This window comes from Pigmentiphaga sp. NML030171, from assembly GCF_002188635.1.
Classification (GTDB): Bacteria; Pseudomonadota; Gammaproteobacteria; order Burkholderiales; family Burkholderiaceae_B; genus Pigmentiphaga; species Pigmentiphaga daeguensis.
This window is the reverse complement of sequence record NZ_NINX01000016.1, coordinates 1-16,694: the sequence shown is the minus strand read 5'-3', so window position 1 is coordinate 16,694 and position 16,694 is coordinate 1. Positions and strand designations below refer to the sequence as shown.

The window sequence follows — 16,694 nt, the reverse complement described above, 5'->3', positions numbered from 1 at the left end:
TCCGCGTCCGTTTTTCCAGAATTCCGTTGTTAATTTGGCCTGGGAGCTTGCAGTCCCATACTGTTTTTTTATACAGTGTCGGGCAGTGCCATAATTCGCCCATCAACCCAAGGATCCCAGAATGGACGACACCAAAGCTTCCAAGGCCGCAGCCGCTGCCCAGAACGAAAAGACCAAGGCCCTGGCCGCCGCGCTGTCCCAGATCGAAAAGCAGTTCGGCAAGGGCTCGGTCATGCGCTATGGCGACAACGAGGTCGAGCACGACATCCAGGTCGTCTCCACCGGCTCGCTCGGCCTGGACATCGCCCTGGGCGTGGGCGGCCTGCCGCGCGGCCGGGTCATCGAGATCTACGGCCCGGAATCGTCGGGCAAGACCACGCTCACGCTGCAGGTCGTCGCCGAAATGCAGAAGCTGGGCGGCGCCTGCGCCTTCATCGACGCCGAGCACGCGCTCGATGTCCAGTACGCCTCCAAGCTCGGCGTGAACCTGACCGACCTGCTGATCTCGCAGCCCGACACCGGCGAGCAGGCCCTGGAAATCACCGACGCGCTGGTGCGCTCGGGCGCGGTCGACCTGATCGTCATCGATTCGGTCGCGGCGCTGGTGCCCAAGGCCGAAATCGAAGGCGAGATGGGCGATTCCCTGCCCGGCCTGCAGGCCCGCCTGATGAGCCAGGCGCTGCGCAAGCTGACCGCCTCGATCAAGCGCACCAACTGCATGGTCATCTTCATCAACCAGATCCGGATGAAGATCGGCGTCATGTTCGGCAACCCCGAAACCACCACCGGCGGCAACGCGCTGAAGTTCTACGCCTCGGTCCGCCTCGACATCCGGCGCACCGGCTCCATCAAGAAGGGCGACGAGGTCATCGGCAACGAGACCCGCGTCAAGGTCGTCAAGAACAAGGTGTCGCCGCCGTTCAAGAGCGCCGAGTTCGACATCATGTACGGCGCCGGCATCTCGCGCGAAGGCGAGATCCTGGACCTGGGCGTGCAGGCGGGCATCGTCGAGAAGTCCGGTTCGTGGTTCAGCTATAACGGCGAGCGCATCGGCCAGGGCAAGGACAACGCCCGCGAGTTCCTGAAGGAACGCCCGGAAATGGCCATCGAGATCGAGAACCGCGTGCGCGACAGCCTGGGCGTGGCAGCCCGGGTGGCCGGCGCCGGCAAAGTGACCGAAGCCGAGCTTGAAGACGAGTGATGACGGCAAGCCCGCCTCCGGCCCTTCGCTGAAGGCCCGGGCGGTGGGTTATCTGTCCCGGCGCGAACACAGCCGCCTAGAACTGGGCCGCAAGCTGGCCCGTTTCGGGGAAGAGGATGAGGTTCGCGCCGTGCTCGACAGCCTGGAGAAGGAAGGCTGGCTGTCTACCCAGCGCTATGCGCAAAGCGTGGTGCACCGGCTGGCGGCCAAGCAGGGCACCCTGCGCATCATGCATGAGCTGCGCCAGCACGGCGTGGCGGACACGCAGATCGCCGAACTGCGGGACACGCTGGAAGCCACCGAACTGGCCCGGGCGCGCGAGGTGTGGCGCAAGCGCTTCGGCACGCTGCCGGCCGATGCCAGCCAGCGTGCCAAGCAGGTGCGTTTCCTGATGTCCCGGGGCTTCGGCCAGGCCACCATCAGGCAGGTGCTGCGAGGCGTGGACCTCGATGACCTGGACGACGGCCAGGGCTAGGCCGCTTGCCGGAACGCCCGTACACTTTCCGCATCCCCTTTCGCCGCGAGGCTGCCATGCGTGCATTGTTGCTGGCCCTGTGCCTGAGTGTGTCCAGCCTGTGGGCCTGTGCCCAGCCCGCCCCCCGGGCGGGCGACGTGATCACGCTGGAAGGACGCATCGTGCTCAAGGGCAACGAGCCCTTCGTCGTCGCCGTGCTCGAGTCGGGCGACCGGCAATGGGACCTGCGCGGCCTGACCCGTCAGCAGATGCAGGACCTGCAATCGCGCACCGTCACGGTCACCGGCACGGTGGCCCGCGCCGCCGGCGAGGCGGGCGGCGGGATGCCCGCCCAGTTGCAGGTGCAGTCCATCCGATAGGGCCTGTGAACAGGCCCTGGTCCGCGCGCCATGGTATGTTGCGCGTAAGCTTCTTCTGCGGGGGCAAGATGAATCGCGATACCGTGGGTACCATCCGGACACTGGCCGGGATTGCGTTGGCGGCGCTGCTGGCTTCCTGTGGTGGCGGCGGGGGCGGCGAGGTCTCCGGATCGGGGGCATTGTCCGTGGCATGCAGCGGCGCGCAATGCGGCGCCGCCGATGCGCAGACCTACCGCGGCAGCGGCGTGGGCATCTGGCGCTACGACAATAGCGGTTCGAGCTCGGGCACGTCGGTGCCGATCGCTCTCAATGGCGTCAATGGCCGTACCGTCACGCTGGTCTTCACCAACGTTTCCGACCGCGATGCGGGCATGGCCTCGATCAGCGCCTCGGTGGCGGATCGTCCCGCGGCCTCATCGAAAATCGAAGCCCCGGCCGATCCGGATCACCTGCCGGGCGTCAACCAGATTCCCGCGCACATCCGCGACTACCAGCCGCCGGTCGATCGCGCGTCCCAGCCCCGGGCATCGACGCGGCAGGGCCCTGCCACCGCCGTGCGGGCGGCGGTCGAAGGCGATACGCGGGAATGGCAGGACAGCAGCGGCACGCGGTTCCAGGCCACCCTGGCCCGCCGCTGGGCAGCCACCGACGGGCGCATGCTGAACATCTGGGTGCAGGACGGCGAGCGGTCCGCCGCGAAGGTGAGCGAGGCCCTGCTGGACAGCCTGAAGAGCCGGTTCTCGTCGAACCAGGACTCCGTCTATCCCATCGTGACCGATCTCGCGGGCGCGCCTTGGGGCGCCACCGTCGGCAGCGGCTACATCGGTCCCGACCAGGACCTGCACATCGTGCTGTCCAACATCACGCCCGACGGCAAGCCCTGGGGCGTGATCGGCTATTTCTTCAGCGCCAATGCCTTCCTGAAAAGCTACGAGGCGCTCAGCAATGAAGCGGTGGTGCTGTTCCTGGACACCGAAACCATGTACCTGGGCGGCCAGGCGGGCCGGAATACCGGCTATACGACGCTGGCGCACGAGATGACCCACATGGTCAACTTCTACCAGCGGGCCGCGCGCACGGGCGTGAGTCCGGACAACCGCTTCGCGGTCTGGCTGGAAGAGACCTCGGCCCTGATGATGGAGGACCTGGCCTCGGGCCGGGTGGTGCCGGGCTTCAACCCGCTGCGCGACGGGGACTACGGCAACTGGCTGCACCAGAGCCAGAACTGCGACTACATCCGTGGCTGGGACGCCAGCGTGTCCTCCAGCTGCTTCTCGTATCCCATCGCCGCCAACTTCGGCGGCTACCTGCTGCGGCAATACGGCACGGATTTCTATCGCAGCCTGTTGCGCGGCACCTCGTCCACCGATTCGTTCACCCTGCTGGACCAGGCCGTCAGGCAGGCGGGCGGAGCGGGCGCGCGGCCCGCCTTGCGGGACTGGGGCGCGGCGCTGGCCCTGCTGCCCGCATCGCCGCCGGCCGGGTTCGGCTATCCGCGCCGCACGCAGGGCGGCTACGACCTGCCCGCCATCAACGGCCCCGATTACACATCGCTGCGCACGCTACCGTCCAGTTCGCCGTCCACGCTCAAGGCCTCGGGCCATTTCCCCGTGGTGCGCCGGCCGTCGGGCGCGTCGTACTCGGAAACCGTGGCGGTGCCGGCAGGCTCGGCCCTGACCGTCGTCGTCCAGTAGCCCAAGGGGCCGGGCGCGCCTGGCGTCCGGCGCGCGTGCCGGAGGGCGTTCCCGCCGGGGGCTGAAGGAAGCCGGGGGCAGGGGTGCTATACTCTCCGGGTTTTATCGCCCGCCCATTGCCTCCCGGCCACGCCCGGAATCTGCCGGCGCCCCCGATGCAATCGGCACCTTAGCGCATGCCCGTAACCGCCAATCGCCTCGCTATGCGACAGCCCGCGACTTTGCTCGTCCCGAGCACAGGTCCGTGGGCTTTTGTTTGCCCGGCCGCGGCTACGCCTGGGCTATCCCCATCCGTATCCAGGCGCATGACCCGTCATGGCGCTGGTCTTTTCCAACCGAACATTCAACGTCTACCCGACAGCGAAGGCTCCGCATGAAAATCCACGAGTATCAGGGCAAAGAGCTTCTGAAGAAATTTGGCGTCACCGTTCCGCGCGGCATCCCCGTGTTCTCGGTGGACGAGGCCGTCAAGGCCGCTGAACAACTGGGCGGCCCGGTGTGGGTCGTCAAGGCCCAGATCCATGCGGGCGGCCGCGGCAAGGGCGGCGGCGTCAAGCTGGGCCGCTCCATCGAGGAAGTGCGTACGCTGGCCGGCCAGATCCTGGGCATGCAGCTGGTCACGCACCAGACCGGCCCGGAAGGCCAGAAGGTCCGCCGCCTGCTGATCGAAGAAGGCGCCGACATCAAGAAGGAACTGTACGTCGGCATCGTGACCGACCGCAGCTCGCAGCGCGTCTGCGTGATGGCCTCGAGCGAAGGCGGCATGGAGATCGAAGAGGTCGCCCACGCCACGCCCGAGAAGATCCTGAAGGTGTTCGTCGATCCCGCCAAGGGCCTGACCACCGAGGAAGCCTCGCAACTGGCCCGCGGCATCGGCGTTCCCGAAGGCTCGATCGCCGACGCGGCCGACCAGATCCAGAAGCTGTACACCTGCTACGTCGAGACCGACGCCGACCTGGCCGAGATCAACCCCCTGATCGTCACCGGCTCGGGCAAGATCATCGCCCTGGACGCCAAGTTCAACTTCGATTCGAACGCGCTGTTCCGCCACCCCGAGATCGTGGCCTACCGCGACACCGACGAAGAAGACCCCGCCGAAATCGAAGCCAGCAAGTTCGGCCTGGCCTACATCCAGCTCGACGGCAACATCGGCTGCCTGGTGAACGGCGCCGGCCTGGCCATGGCGACCATGGACACCATCAAGCTGTTCGGCGGCGAGCCGGCCAACTTCCTGGACGTCGGCGGTGGCGCCACGGCCGAGAAGGTGACCGAAGCCTTCAAGATCATGCTGAAGAACCCGGGCCTGAAGGCCATCCTGGTCAACATCTTCGGCGGCATCATGCGCTGCGACGTCATCGCCGAAGGCGTGATCGCCGCGTGCAAGGCCGTCAGCCTGAGCGTGCCGCTGGTGGTGCGCATGAAGGGCACCAACGAAGAGCTCGGCAAGAAGATGCTGGCCGACTCCGGACTGCCCATCATCAGCGCCGACACGATGGCCGAAGCCGCCACCGCCGTCGTGGCCGCCGCCAAGAAGTAATCGTTGCGCCCAGCACAGGATATTAAGGACTCGAAATGTCGATTCTGATCAACAAAGATACCAAGGTCGTCACGCAGGGGATCACCGGCAAGACCGGCCAGTTCCACACCCGCATGTGCCGCGAGTACGCCAACGGCAAGAACTGCTTCGTGGCCGGCGTGAACCCCAAGAAGGCCGGTGAGGACTTCGAAGGCGTGCCCATCTACGCCAACGTCGCCGAAGCCAAGGCCGCCACCGGCGCCAACGTGTCGGTCATCTACGTGCCGCCCGCCGGCGCCGCCGCCGCCATCTGGGAAGCCGTCGAGGCCGACCTGGATCTGGCCATCTGCATCACCGAGGGCATTCCCGTCCGCGACATGCTGGAAGTCCGCAACCGCATGCGCGCCGAGAACAAGCGCACGCTGCTGCTCGGACCCAACTGCCCCGGCCTGATCACCCCCGACGAAATCAAGATCGGCATCATGCCCGGCCACATCCACCGCAAGGGCCGCATCGGCATCGTCAGCCGCTCGGGCACCCTGACCTATGAAGCCGTGGCGCAGGTCACGGAACTGGGCCTGGGCCAGTCGAGCGCCGTCGGCATCGGTGGCGACCCCATCAACGGCCTGAAGCACATCGACGTGCTGAAGATGTTCAACGACGATCCCGACACCGACGCCGTCATCATGATCGGCGAAATCGGCGGTCCGGACGAAGTGAACGCCGCCCAGTGGGCCAAGGACAACATGAAGAAGCCGGTGGTCGGCTTCATCGCGGGCGTGACGGCTCCGGCCGGCAAGCGCATGGGCCACGCCGGCGCGCTGATTTCCGGCGGCGCCGACACGGCCCAGGCCAAGCTCGACATCATGGAAGCTTGCGGCATCAAGACGACCAAGAACCCGTCCGAGATGGGCAAACTGCTCAAGTCCGTGCTGTAAAACAGAAGAGAGACGGGCGCGGTTGATCACCGCGCCCGTCGCCATTTCAGGAGAGAAGCGTGGAATTTGGTTCAGCGGCCTTCGTACTGGCTCTCATTCAAATCATCTGGGTGAACATCCTGTTGTCGGGGGACAACGCGGTGGTCATCGCGCTGGCGGCTCGTTCGCTGCCGGCCCATCAACAAAAGAAAGCAATCGTGATCGGCTCTGCGGCCGCCATCGTGATGCGTATCATCCTGACGCTGGTTGCGGCCCAGTTGCTGCAACTGCCCTGGTTGAAACTGATCGGCTCGCTGCTGTTGCTGTACATCGGTGTTTCGCTGTTGCTGCCGGAAGGTGAAGAGGACGAAGGCAAGCTGGCCAAGGACGGCCTGATGGCCGCCATCCGCACCATCCTGATCGCCGACCTGGTCATGAGCCTGGACAACGTGATTGCCGTGGCGGCCGCCGCCATGGGCAATACCGTGCTCCTGGTCCTGGGCCTGGCCATCAGCATCCCGCTGGTGATCTTCGGCAGCACGCTGCTGCTGAAGGTCATCGAGCGCTTCCCGCTGATCGTCTGGCTGGGTGCCGCGCTGCTGGGGTTCATCGCCGGCGAACTGTTCGTCAACGATCCCGCGCTGCATACCGAGGCCGTCGAGGCGTCCATGGGGTTGAGCCATCATGGCGCCGAGATTGCCGCGGGCGTGGTCGGGGCCCTGATCGTGCTGGTCGTGGGCAAGGTGCTGATGTCGCGGCGCCGCTCCGGCGACCAGCCCGCTTGACGGCCGGCAACGCTTCATCATCGTAGTACGCCGGCCTGGCATGGGATGCCGGGCCGGTTTCGCCTTCGGGGCGGGAAGTCTTCCAGCATGCGGGTGTGTGGGAGCTTCCTCCGAAAGGTGTCGTGAATTCAAAAAAAGGGAAGAGCCAATCTTCCGCACAGGAAGATTCGCTCGTCCGGATCTGGCTTAGGGAGCTACACGTGCTTGAATTTCTCCAGACGCTCAGCTGGGCGGCCGTATTTCAAATCATTCTGATCGACATCCTGCTGGGCGGGGACAACGCGGTGGTCATCGCGCTGGCCTGCCGCAATCTGCCGGCCAAGCGGCGGATGCAGGGGATCCTGTGGGGGACGGCGGGCGCGATCGTGCTGCGCGTCGTGCTCATCGCCTTCGCGGTCACGATGCTGCAGATCCCCTTCCTGAAGGTCGTGGGCGGCGTGCTGCTGTTCTGGATCGGCATCAAGCTGCTGGTGCCCGAGGACGAGTCGCACGACAACATCGAAGGGGGCGCCACGCTGCTGGGGGCGATCAAGACCATCATCGTCGCCGACTTCGTCATGAGCCTGGACAACGTCATCGCCATCGCGGGCGCGGCCCAGCAGGCGGATGAGTCCCACCAGATCGGGCTGGTCATCTTCGGCCTGCTGGTCAGCGTGCCCATCATCATCTGGGGCAGCACGCTGGTCCTGAAGCTGATCGACCGCTTCCCCATCGTGGTGACGCTGGGCGGCGCGCTGCTGGGATGGATTGCCGGCGGCATGCTGGCGACCGACGTCGCGGTCCAGTCGCACGTGATCCAGCCGACCTCGCTGGCGGCCTACAACACGCAGATCACCTATGCCGCGGAAATCATAGGCGCGCTGGTCGTCGTCGGCGTGGGGATGTGGTTGGCTCGCCGGAAGAAGGCGGCGCAGGCCAGCCACGCCTGATCGGAGCGCGGGGCCGCCAGGCCCGGTGCGCGGCACGCCCTGCCTCGGCAGGGCGTTGTCGTTCTGGAGCGCATCATGCGTCGAAAGGGCGCTTGCCCAGCGCCTGGACGACGTGGTCCACGAAAGCCGTGATGCGCGAGGCCAGGGCGGTATTGCGGTAGTAGACCGCGTTGATCGGCTGGCGCACGTCCAGCGTCCGCCCGGGAAACAATTGCACCAGGCGTCCTTGCCGGCGGTCGTCGCCGGTCATGAAATCCGACAGGCAGGCGATGCCCTGGCCCGCCAGGGCCATGTGCCGCAGCGTTTCCCCGCTGGACGAGGCGATCGTGGGCCGGATGCGCAAGGTGTTTCCGTCCGCGTCGCGCACCGGCCAGTCGTTCAGCGTCTCGGGCTGGGTGAAACCCAGCAGCGTGTGCGATTCGAACTGTTCCGGATCGGCCGGCGAACCGTGGCGCGCCAGGTAGCCGGGACTGGCAAGCACGCGTATGCGGCTGGTGCCGACGGGGCGGGCGTGCAGGGTGGAATCCTTCAAGGCCCCGATGCGGAAGGCCACGTCGGTGCGCTTTTCGATCAGGTCGACGATGCCTTCGTTCGAATCGAGCTCCAGTTCAACCTTGGGGTAGCGGGCGCGGAAACCGTCCAGCAGCGGCACCAGGACGTGCAGCATGAAAGGCGTGGAGGCATCGACCCGCAACCGCCCTGCCGGGTGCAGGCGCCGGGCCGCCATCTGTTCCTCGGCTTCGTCGACCGAAGCCAGGATGGCGCGCGCATGGCGCAGGAAGGTCGAGCCTTCCTCGGTCAGCTCCAGCCGCCTGGTCGTGCGGCGCAGCAGGGTGGTCTGGAGCTTCTCCTCCAGCCGTCCCAGGGTGCGGCTGGTGGCGGAAATGGTCAGCCCGAGCACTTCCGAGGCCGCCGTGATCGAGCCCGTGTCCACGACGGCCACGAAGGCCTGCAACTCGTCCAGGGTGGTCTTCATTGTTGAATTCGACGCAAGCGATATGGGTGGATACTGGGCTCAATCTGCAAATATAGACCCGCCACACCGGAGGCTGGTCGCTCGGTGGGCGACCATGTTCATTCCGGGGGCGCCCGCGCCATCGGGCGGCGTGAAACAGGCTAACCTAATGCCCCGTCGGATTTCGACGCGTGTTTTCTTATTGCCGCCCCGCGGGGCGGCGCCAGAGGATGGAATGAAGAGCTTGCAGAAAGGATTGACGCTGATGCAGATGCTGGTGCTGATCGGCGCCGTCGGCGTGGTGATCGCGGTCGCGGTGTCGTACCTGCGCTGAATCGCCCGGGGCTACCGCTCGCGGTAGCCCAGTGCCAGCGACAATTCCCGCGCCGCTCGCACGACGGCCGGGATCACGGTCCCGGCCACGACCTCGTCCGTGAAGGTGTAGATCATCGAGGTCGCGTTCAGTCCCGCCACCACTTCCCCCTGTGCGTTCAGCACGGGCGCGGCGATCGACCGCACGCCGCGGTGGAATTCCTCGTCGTTGTAGACGTAGCCGCGTTCGCGCGCGGTATCCAGCAACGCGCGGAACGCGGCGGGGTCCACCGTGGATTTTTCGGTCAGCGCGGGAATCGGCGCGCCGTCCAGGATGCGGGCGATGTCCGCCTGGGGCTTGTAGGCCAGCAGGATACGTCCGATCGAGGACGAGTGCGGCGGCATGCGGGACCCGACGTGGATGTCGATCGACGTGGGCAGCGGGATGCGGGCCTGCGCCACGTAGACCAGCTCGTCGCGGTCCAGGATGGCCATGTGCACCGAGGCGCCGACCTCGGTGCGCAGCCGGTTCATGATCGGCTGCGCCAGCTCGACCAGCGGCAGGCGGTTCAGGTAGGCGAAGCCGAGCTTCATGGCATGCGCGGTCAGGCGGTAGCGCCGGCCGACTTCCTCGCGTTCGAGGAAACCCAGTTTCTCCAGCGTGTGCACGAAGCGATACGGCTTGCTGCGGCTCCAGCCCAGCCGCTGCGCGAGTTCGGTCAGGGTGAGCGAGGGCTGTTCGCAATCGAAGGCTTCGAGCACGGACAGGCCCTGGGCGAGCGCATCGACCCAGTACGGGTCCTTGCGGGGAGCGGAAGCATGGTCGGGCGCGTCGTCGCCGTCGTCGGTAGCCGGCAGCTGGGGTTCGGTCATAGGGGCCAGATGGGACGGGTCGCAAGGCGGAGCGCCTTGCGCCCGGTCATTTTATAGTCTGCGCAGCCCTATCCGGTCGATCAACAGCTTTTCCTTCTGCATGGTGTCCGCCGCGAAGCGGGTGAACTGTTCGCTGCTCAGGTAGGCGGGCTCGAGGTCGTACTGCTTGAGCGCGGCGCGGTAGTTGTCCATGTCCATGGATTGCTTGAAGGCGTCGTGCAGGATGCGGACCACGCCCGGATCGGTGTCGCGCGGGGCCGCCAGCCCGAAAGGGGCGTTCTGCACGATGTCGTAGCCCAGTTCCTTGAGCGTGGGCGCCGCCGAGAAGCGCGCGCTGCGCGTTTCGCCGCCGGTGGCGAGCAGGCGCAGTTGCCCCGACTCGACGTACTGCGCCCAGCTTGGGCCGTCGGCAAGCGACATGATGTGGCCGCCCAGGAGCGCGGCCAGCGCTTCGGCGCCGCCCTTGTAGGGCACGTGGTTGAATTTCACGCCGGCCTGGAAGGCCAGGTCTTCCATCGTCAGGTGGGGCGAGGACAGGGTGCCCGGCGTGCCGTAGGTCATCGTGCCGGGGTTGGCCTTGGCGTAGGCGATGTAGTCGGCCACCGTCTTGATGGGCGAGGAAGCTGGCACCACGAGACCGAAGGGGTAGGCCGCCAGGCCGATGATGTATTTCAGGTCCTTGAGCGGATCCCAGGCGGTCTTGACCAGGTAGGGCGTGCGGAACACCGATACGGCGATCTGCGCGATCGTGTAGCCGTCGGGGGCGGTGGTCTGCATCATCTGGGCGGGGATCACCATCCCGGCGCCCGGTTTGTTCTCGACCACGACCGGCTGCTTCAGGATGGCGGCCGCGTTCTGCGCCAGGACGCGGAACGCGACGTCGGTGGCGCCGCCGGGCGCGAAGCCCACCAGCATGCGGATGGGGCGCGAGGGGAAGCCGGACTGGGCGCGCGTGGCCGGGGCCGCGCCGGCGCCCGCCGCCGCGATCATGGTGCCGAGGAAATGTCGTCTGTGCATGGCAAGGACTCCGCTGGAAAGGGAAGGGTTCAGTGCGCCCGCTCGGGCAGGGGTTCGGTCCAGGCGTCGTAGCCATAGACCCAGTCGGCGTTCGTGTCCGAGCGCAGCCAGTCGTTCTGCAGCGAGCCGCGCTGGATCCGGCTGGCGCGTTCCAGCCGGGCCTGTTCGTAGCGCAGCAGGGCGGCGGGCACGTCGTTCCCGGCTTCGCCCAGGCAGCGGCTCAGCACCGCGGCGTCCTCCAGGCCCATGGCGGCGCCCTGGGCCATGAAGGGCAGCATGGCATGGCAGGCGTCGCCCAGCAGAGTGACGCGGCCATGGGTCCAGCGCACCATGGGGTCGCGCGCGTAGAGCGCCGTCTTGAGGACGACGTCGCAGCCTTCCAGGATGGCGAGCGCTTCCTCGTGAAAGCCTGCGTACGCGCGCAGCAGTTCGTCCTTGTGTCCCTGGATCGACCAGGACTCGTGCGTCCATTCGGTCTCGGGCACGGTGGCGAACACGAACAGCTCGCGCTGGCCTCGGTCGATCAGGAAGGTGAAGATCTGGCTGGAGGCATCCGGACCCCACCACTTGGTGGTGGGAGTCAGGTCGTAGCGCGCGAGCGGCGCGGTGGGCACGATGGAGCGGAACGCGACCTTGCCGGTGAAGCGGGGGGCTTCGGGGCCGGCGATGGCTTCGCGGACCACCGAATGGATGCCGTCGCAGCCGACCACGGCGCGCGCCGATACCCGCGTTCCATCGGCCAGTTCCAGCCATGCATGGCGCTCGTCCTGGCCGACGCCGGCCACCTTGGCGCCCAGGCGGACCGAGCCGGCCGGCAGGGCGGCCTCCAGCGCCGACAGCAGGTCGGCGCGATGGATGGTGAGTTGGGGCGCCCCGTAGCGCCGTGCCCCCTGGGCGTGCAATTCCAGTCGCGAGGTTTCCCGGCCGCTGTCCCAGAGCCGGCTGATGCGGCAGGTGGGTTCGTAGGCCGTGGCGCGCAGCACCGTGCCCACGCCCAGTCCGTCCAGCACCTTGACCGCGTTGGGCGTAAGGTTGATGCCCGCGCCCACGCGCCCGAACCTGGGCGCCTGTTCGTAGACCCCCACCTTGAATCCCGCGCGATGCAGGGCGATGGCCGCGGCCATGCCGCCTATGCCCGCCCCGACGATCGCGATGTCGACTTCCGTCATGCTTTCCTTCCTGGATGTTTTGTATGGGAAAACTTTTTTTGAATATAAAACCTACCGGAGGATGGAGGCAATAGGGGGAAGCCACGAAAGCGACAGCGCGCGCACCGGAAGCGGCGCACGTCGGAAAGGGGGGGAGCGGGGGAGGCGCCGAGCGAAGGCCGGCGCAGTAGGGGAGGGAAGCAGGCGGGCCGGCAGGCGGCCCGCCTGGGCCCGGCGTCAGCCGGTGTTGCGCAGGCCCGCGGCGATGCCGTTGATGGTCAGGTGGATGCCGTTCTGGGTGCGGCCGGCCGGATCCGCCTTGGCGCGGCCCGCCTTGCCACGGGTGGCGCGATAGCGGCGGATCAGTTCGATCTGCACGTGGTTGAGCGGATCGATGTAGGCGATGCGGTCGCGGATCGAGCGCGCCAGCGACGGATTGTCGGCCAGCAACTGGCGCTGGCCGGTGATCAGCTTCAGCGCGCTCATGGTGCGCTTCCATTCGTCGCTGATCGCGCCGAAGATGCGTTTGCGCAGCGCGGTGTCCGGCACCAGCTGCGCATAGCGCGAGGCGATGACCAGGTCGGTCTTGGCCAGCACCATTTCCATGTTGGACAGCAGCGTGCGGAAGAACGGCCAGTCGCGCGCCATGGCCTGCAGGTGCTCGATGCGCTCGCGCCGGGTGCCTTCGCCATGGCGCAGGTAGTCGTCGATGGCCGCGCCCATGCCGTACCAGCCAGGCAGCAGCAGCCGGCACTGGCCCCACGAGAAGCCCCAGGGAATGGCCCGCAGGTCCTCGATGCGCCCGGTGGATTTGCGCGAGGCCGGACGCGAACCGATGTTCAGGCCGGCGATCTCGGAAATGGGCGTCGAGGCGAAGAAGTAGTCGGCGAACCCGGGCGTCTCGTAGACCAGGGCGCGGTAACTGCGCATGGCGGTGGCCGACAGGCGGTCCATGGTCTGCCCGTAGCTGGCGAACAGCGCGTCCTCGGCGGAGGCGCTTTCGGTGTGGTCGGCCAGGCTGGCCTCCAGCGTGGCGGCGGTCAGCAGTTCGAGATGCCAGCGGCCGATGTCGGCGTCCTTGTACTTGCTCTGGATGACCTCGCCCTGTTCGGTCAGGCGGATCTGGCCGGCCACCGTGCCGGGCGGCTGGGCGAGGATGGCATCGAAGCTCGAGCCGCCGCCCCGGCCCACGGTGCCGCCGCGGCCATGGAACAGGCGCAGCCTGACCTTGCGGGCGCGGAAGACCTCGACCAGCGCGCGTTCGGCCTGGTACAGGGACCAGTTCGACGTCAGGAAGCCGCCGTCCTTGTTGCTGTCGGAATAGCCCAGCATGACTTCCTGCACCCCGCGCTGGGCATGGCGCACGCGGGCCTTGACCTCGGGCAGGTCGAGGAACTGCGCCATGATGCCGGGGCCGTTGGCCAGGTCGGGAATGGTCTCGAACAGCGGCACCACCATCAGCCCTTCGCCGTCGGCCGGAACGTGTCCGTTCGCCGAGCCGCCTCCGGGCGCGATGAGCCCGGTTTCCTGCTGGAGCACCAGGACTTCCAGCAGGTCGCTCACGGTTTCCGTGTGCGACACGATGGCGTGGTGCACGGCCTGCGCGCCGAAGCGCTGGCGGGCGCTGGCGGCCGCCCGGAAGATGTCCAGTTCGCGGGTGGTTTCCTCGCTGTAGCGCAGCCAGGGCGAGACCAGCGGGCGGACTTCCTGCAACTCGCGCCGCAGCAACTCGATGCGGGCGGCTTCGTCCAGGCTGGCGTAGTCGGCTTGCACCCCGGCGCGCGCGAACAGCTCGGCCACCGTGCGTTCGTGCACGTCGGAACTCTGGCGCAGGTCGATGGTGGCCAGGTGGAAGCCGAACACGTCCACCGCCTGGCGCAGCGCCGACAGGCGCAGCCGGGCGATGGGCGAGGCGTGGTGGCCGTTGAGCGAGTCGGCGATCACCGCCAGGTCGGCGGCGAATTCGGCCGGCTCGGCATAGGGCTGGGCGGGCGGGGCCTCGCGGCGGGCCAGGTCGCGGCCGGTCAGCGCTCGCGCCGATGCCGCCAGGCGGGCATAGATGCCGACCAGCGCGCGCCGGTAGGGTTCGTCGCGGCGGTGCTCGGAAAGGTCGCCGCCCTGCTCGGCCAGCGCGGCCAGCGCGTGCGAGGCGGGCGTCAGCAGCGCGCTCAGGGACAGCTCGGCGCCGAGCGCGTGGGTTTCGTCCAGGTAGTACTCGAAGGCCGTGGTGCTTTGGCGCAGCAGCGCCAGGTTCAGCGTCTCGGCGTCGACGTTGGGATTGCCGTCGCGGTCGCCGCCTATCCAGCTGCCCATGCGCAGGAAGGACTTGAGCGGCGCCGGGTGGGGGCCGAACGGATCGGCCGGTTCGCGGCCGAGCAGGCGCGAAAGATGGCCGTACAACTGCGGGATGACGGACAGGAAGGTGCTGCGGTAATAGGACAGCGCGTTCTCGATCTCGTCGGCCACCGTCAGCCGGGAATTGCGCAGCATGCGCGTCTGCCACAGCGTGGTGATGCGCCCCAGCAGGGCCAGGGTCTGTTCGAAGGATTCGTCCGTGGTGCGCGGGTCGTCGCGCTCCTGCAGCAGATGGGCGATTTCCTTGTGCACGTCCAGCGTGCTCTTGCGCTGCACCTCGGTGGGGTGGGCCGTCAGGACCGGCGAGATCAGCGTTTCGTCCAGCAACTGGCGCATGCGCGCGTTGCCGATGCCTGCCGCCCGCAGCCTGGCGACGGCGTCCTGCAGGCTGCCGCGCGCGGGGGCGTCCTGCTGGAGCAGGGTGGCGCGGCGGCGCCGGTTCTGGTCGCGGTCCTCGGCGATGTTGGCCAGGTGCAGATAGTAGGTGAAGGCGCGGACCACGGAGTTGGTCTCGTCGGGCGCCAGCAGCTTTAGGCGCTTCTCCAGCGCGCGGCCGTCGGTGGCGTTGCCGTCGCGGCGGAAGCGCACCGCGGTGCGGCGCACGGTCTCGATGGTGTCGAAGACGCCCGCGCCTTCGCTGGCGCGGATCACGTCGCCCAGGAGGCGGCCCAGCAGTCGGATGTCGTTGCGAAGAGGTAGGTCGGGATCTTGAAGCGATGGGGTCATGGAGCGTCGCGCGTGTTGTCGTTGGAGTCGGCTGCTGCAAATGCTTGGAGACGGGCCCGAAAGGCAAAAGAACGCGGTGCGGGCGCCCCGAAAGCATGCCATGAAAAAAGAGCCCATATCGAATACTTCTATAATCCCGAAGGGGGGCGCCGCGAGAGCGGAAGCCTGTTCGCATCGCAATCGAGATCCCCGCATTTGAAAAACGATCGTTTGATCATCGCCACGCGCGAAAGCCAGTTGGCGCTCTGGCAGGCCGAGCATGTACAGGCGCGGCTGCGCGCGCTGTATCCGCAGTGCTCCGTCGAGCTGCTGGGCATGACCACCCGCGGCGACCGCATCCTGGACCGCACGCTGTCGAAGGTCGGCGGCAAGGGCCTGTTCGTCAAGGAACTGGAAACCGCCCTGCAGGACGGCCGCGCCGACCTGGCCGTGCATTCGCTCAAGGACGTGCCGGTGGACCTGGCGCCGGAGTTCCTGCTGTCCACCATCATGGAGCGCGAGGATCCGCGCGACGCCCTGGTGTCGGCGCGCTACGCGGAACTGGCCGAGATGCCCGCCGGCGCCGTCATCGGCACCTCCAGCCTGCGGCGCGAGTCGCAGATCCGGGCGCGCCATCCGCACCTGCAGGTGCGGCCCCTGCGCGGGAACCTGCAGACTCGCCTGGGCAAGCTCGATCGCGGCGAATACGATGCCATCGTGCTGGCCGCGGCCGGCCTGCGCCGGCTGGGCCTGGGCGAGCGCATCCGGACCCTGCTGGCGCCCGAGGACAGCCTGCCGGCCGCGGGGCAGGGCGCCCTGGGCATCGAGATCCGCGCCGATCGCGACGACCTGCGCGCGGTGCTGGCGCCGCTGGCCCATGCCGCCACCACCGCCGAGGCCCTGGCCGAACGCGCCGTATCGCGGCGCCTGGGCGGCTCCTGCCAGGTGCCGCTGGCCGCCTACGCGCAGGCGCAAGGCGAATCGCTGCGCCTGCGTGCCCTGGTGGCGACGCCCGACGGCGGGCGCATCGTCCGCGCCGAGCGCACCGGCACCGCGAAGGACGCCGAGGCCCTGGGCCTGGCCGTGGCCGAAGAACTCCTGGCGGCCGGCGCGGCGGACATTCTCGATACGCTGGGCTGAGCCGCGATGCCGGCCCAGCCATCCGCGCCGGCTTGCGCGCGAGCCGTCGTCCTGACCCGTCCCGCCGGCCAGAACGGGGGCCTGGCGCGGGCGCTCGAGGCGCGGGGGTGGCGGGCGCTGGACCTGCCGGCGCTGCGGCTGACCCCCGAGGCCGGCCCGGTGCCCGATCCCGCCGATTTCGATCTCGTCGTGTTCGTCAGCGGCAACGCCGTGAGGATGTTCCTGGACACATGGCGCGAGGCCGCCGGCCGGGGCCGCGCCTGGCCCGATGCCACGGCCGCCGCGGTCGTCGGGCCGGCCAGCGCACGGGCGC

At 67.9% G+C, this 16,694-nt stretch carries 15 protein-coding genes; 10 read left to right on the top strand and 5 right to left on the bottom strand.

The features are described 5' to 3' along the window. Window positions 1–121 precede the first annotated feature (121 nt). The 8 genes from recA (at window position 122) to CDO46_RS04135 (ending at window position 7,876) form a co-directional block, all read left to right on the top strand. Window positions 122–1,201 (top strand): recombinase RecA, encoded by a 1,080-nt coding sequence (recA, locus tag CDO46_RS04165; protein ID WP_087837307.1) that lies wholly within the window; start codon window positions 122–124, stop codon window positions 1,199–1,201. Next, the gene (recX, locus tag CDO46_RS04160) at window positions 1,188–1,676 is read left to right on the top strand and encodes a recombination regulator RecX (protein WP_087837306.1); all 489 of its coding nucleotides are present in this window, start codon (window positions 1,188–1,190) and stop codon (window positions 1,674–1,676) included. Before recA ends, recX begins: the two co-directional genes overlap by 14 nt. Window positions 1,677–1,732: 56 nt before the next feature. Beyond that, window positions 1,733–2,035 carry a hypothetical protein gene (locus CDO46_RS28275; RefSeq protein WP_165963096.1) on the top strand — a complete coding sequence of 101 codons (303 nt, stop codon included), beginning with the start codon at window positions 1,733–1,735 and terminating at the stop codon, window positions 2,033–2,035. A 68-nt stretch (window positions 2,036–2,103) separates the two neighbouring features. Beyond that, window positions 2,104–3,729: a hemagglutinin gene (locus CDO46_RS04155; protein WP_165963095.1), complete on the top strand. Its 1,626-nt coding sequence runs from the start codon at window positions 2,104–2,106 to the stop codon at window positions 3,727–3,729. A gap of 373 nt (window positions 3,730–4,102) precedes the next feature. After that, window positions 4,103–5,266 carry an ADP-forming succinate--CoA ligase subunit beta gene (gene sucC, locus CDO46_RS04150; protein ID WP_087837304.1) on the top strand — a complete coding sequence of 388 codons (1,164 nt, stop codon included), beginning with the start codon at window positions 4,103–4,105 and terminating at the stop codon, window positions 5,264–5,266. Window positions 5,267–5,301: 35 nt separating this feature from the next. After that, window positions 5,302–6,183, top strand: a complete 882-nt coding sequence (sucD, locus tag CDO46_RS04145; RefSeq protein WP_087837303.1) for a succinate--CoA ligase subunit alpha — start codon at window positions 5,302–5,304, stop codon at window positions 6,181–6,183. 59 nt (window positions 6,184–6,242) lie between these two features. Then, window positions 6,243–6,947 (top strand): TerC family protein, encoded by a 705-nt coding sequence (locus CDO46_RS04140; protein WP_087837302.1) that lies wholly within the window; start codon window positions 6,243–6,245, stop codon window positions 6,945–6,947. 200 nt (window positions 6,948–7,147) lie between these two features. Then, on the top strand, window positions 7,148–7,876 hold the full coding sequence (locus tag CDO46_RS04135; protein WP_087837301.1) for a TerC family protein: 729 nt from the start codon (window positions 7,148–7,150) through the stop codon (window positions 7,874–7,876). Window positions 7,877–7,949: 73 nt separating this feature from the next. Here the strand turns inward: CDO46_RS04135 and CDO46_RS04130 are convergent, their stop codons facing one another. The 5 genes from CDO46_RS04130 to ppc all read right to left on the bottom strand — a co-directional run bounded on the left by CDO46_RS04130 (window position 7,950) and on the right by ppc (window position 15,262). Next, on the bottom strand, window positions 7,950–8,852 hold the full coding sequence (locus CDO46_RS04130) for a LysR family transcriptional regulator (protein ID WP_087837300.1): 903 nt from the start codon (window positions 8,850–8,852) through the stop codon (window positions 7,950–7,952). 324 nt (window positions 8,853–9,176) lie between these two features. After that, window positions 9,177–10,016 carry an IclR family transcriptional regulator gene (locus CDO46_RS04125; protein WP_087837299.1) on the bottom strand — a complete coding sequence of 280 codons (840 nt, stop codon included), beginning with the start codon at window positions 10,014–10,016 and terminating at the stop codon, window positions 9,177–9,179. Between the two features lie 51 nt (window positions 10,017–10,067). After that, complete coding sequence (locus tag CDO46_RS04120) at window positions 10,068–11,006, bottom strand: tripartite tricarboxylate transporter substrate binding protein (RefSeq protein WP_243724470.1); 939 nt, start codon at window positions 11,004–11,006, stop codon at window positions 10,068–10,070. A gap of 56 nt (window positions 11,007–11,062) precedes the next feature. Further along, the gene (locus CDO46_RS04115) at window positions 11,063–12,202 is read right to left on the bottom strand and encodes an FAD-dependent monooxygenase (RefSeq protein WP_087837297.1); all 1,140 of its coding nucleotides are present in this window, start codon (window positions 12,200–12,202) and stop codon (window positions 11,063–11,065) included. 216 nt (window positions 12,203–12,418) lie between these two features. After that, on the bottom strand, window positions 12,419–15,262 hold the full coding sequence (gene ppc, locus CDO46_RS04110; protein ID WP_165963094.1) for a phosphoenolpyruvate carboxylase: 2,844 nt from the start codon (window positions 15,260–15,262) through the stop codon (window positions 12,419–12,421). A 195-nt stretch (window positions 15,263–15,457) separates the two neighbouring features. On the opposite strand from ppc, the gene hemC reads away from it, so the two are divergent. Together hemC and CDO46_RS04100 are read left to right on the top strand one after the other, a co-directional pair. After that, window positions 15,458–16,381 (top strand): hydroxymethylbilane synthase, encoded by a 924-nt coding sequence (gene hemC / locus CDO46_RS04105; RefSeq protein WP_243724453.1) that lies wholly within the window; start codon window positions 15,458–15,460, stop codon window positions 16,379–16,381. Window positions 16,382–16,387: 6 nt separating this feature from the next. Beyond that, a partial coding sequence (locus CDO46_RS04100; RefSeq protein WP_176400654.1) for a uroporphyrinogen-III synthase occupies window positions 16,388–16,694 on the top strand: 307 nt, incomplete at its 3' end.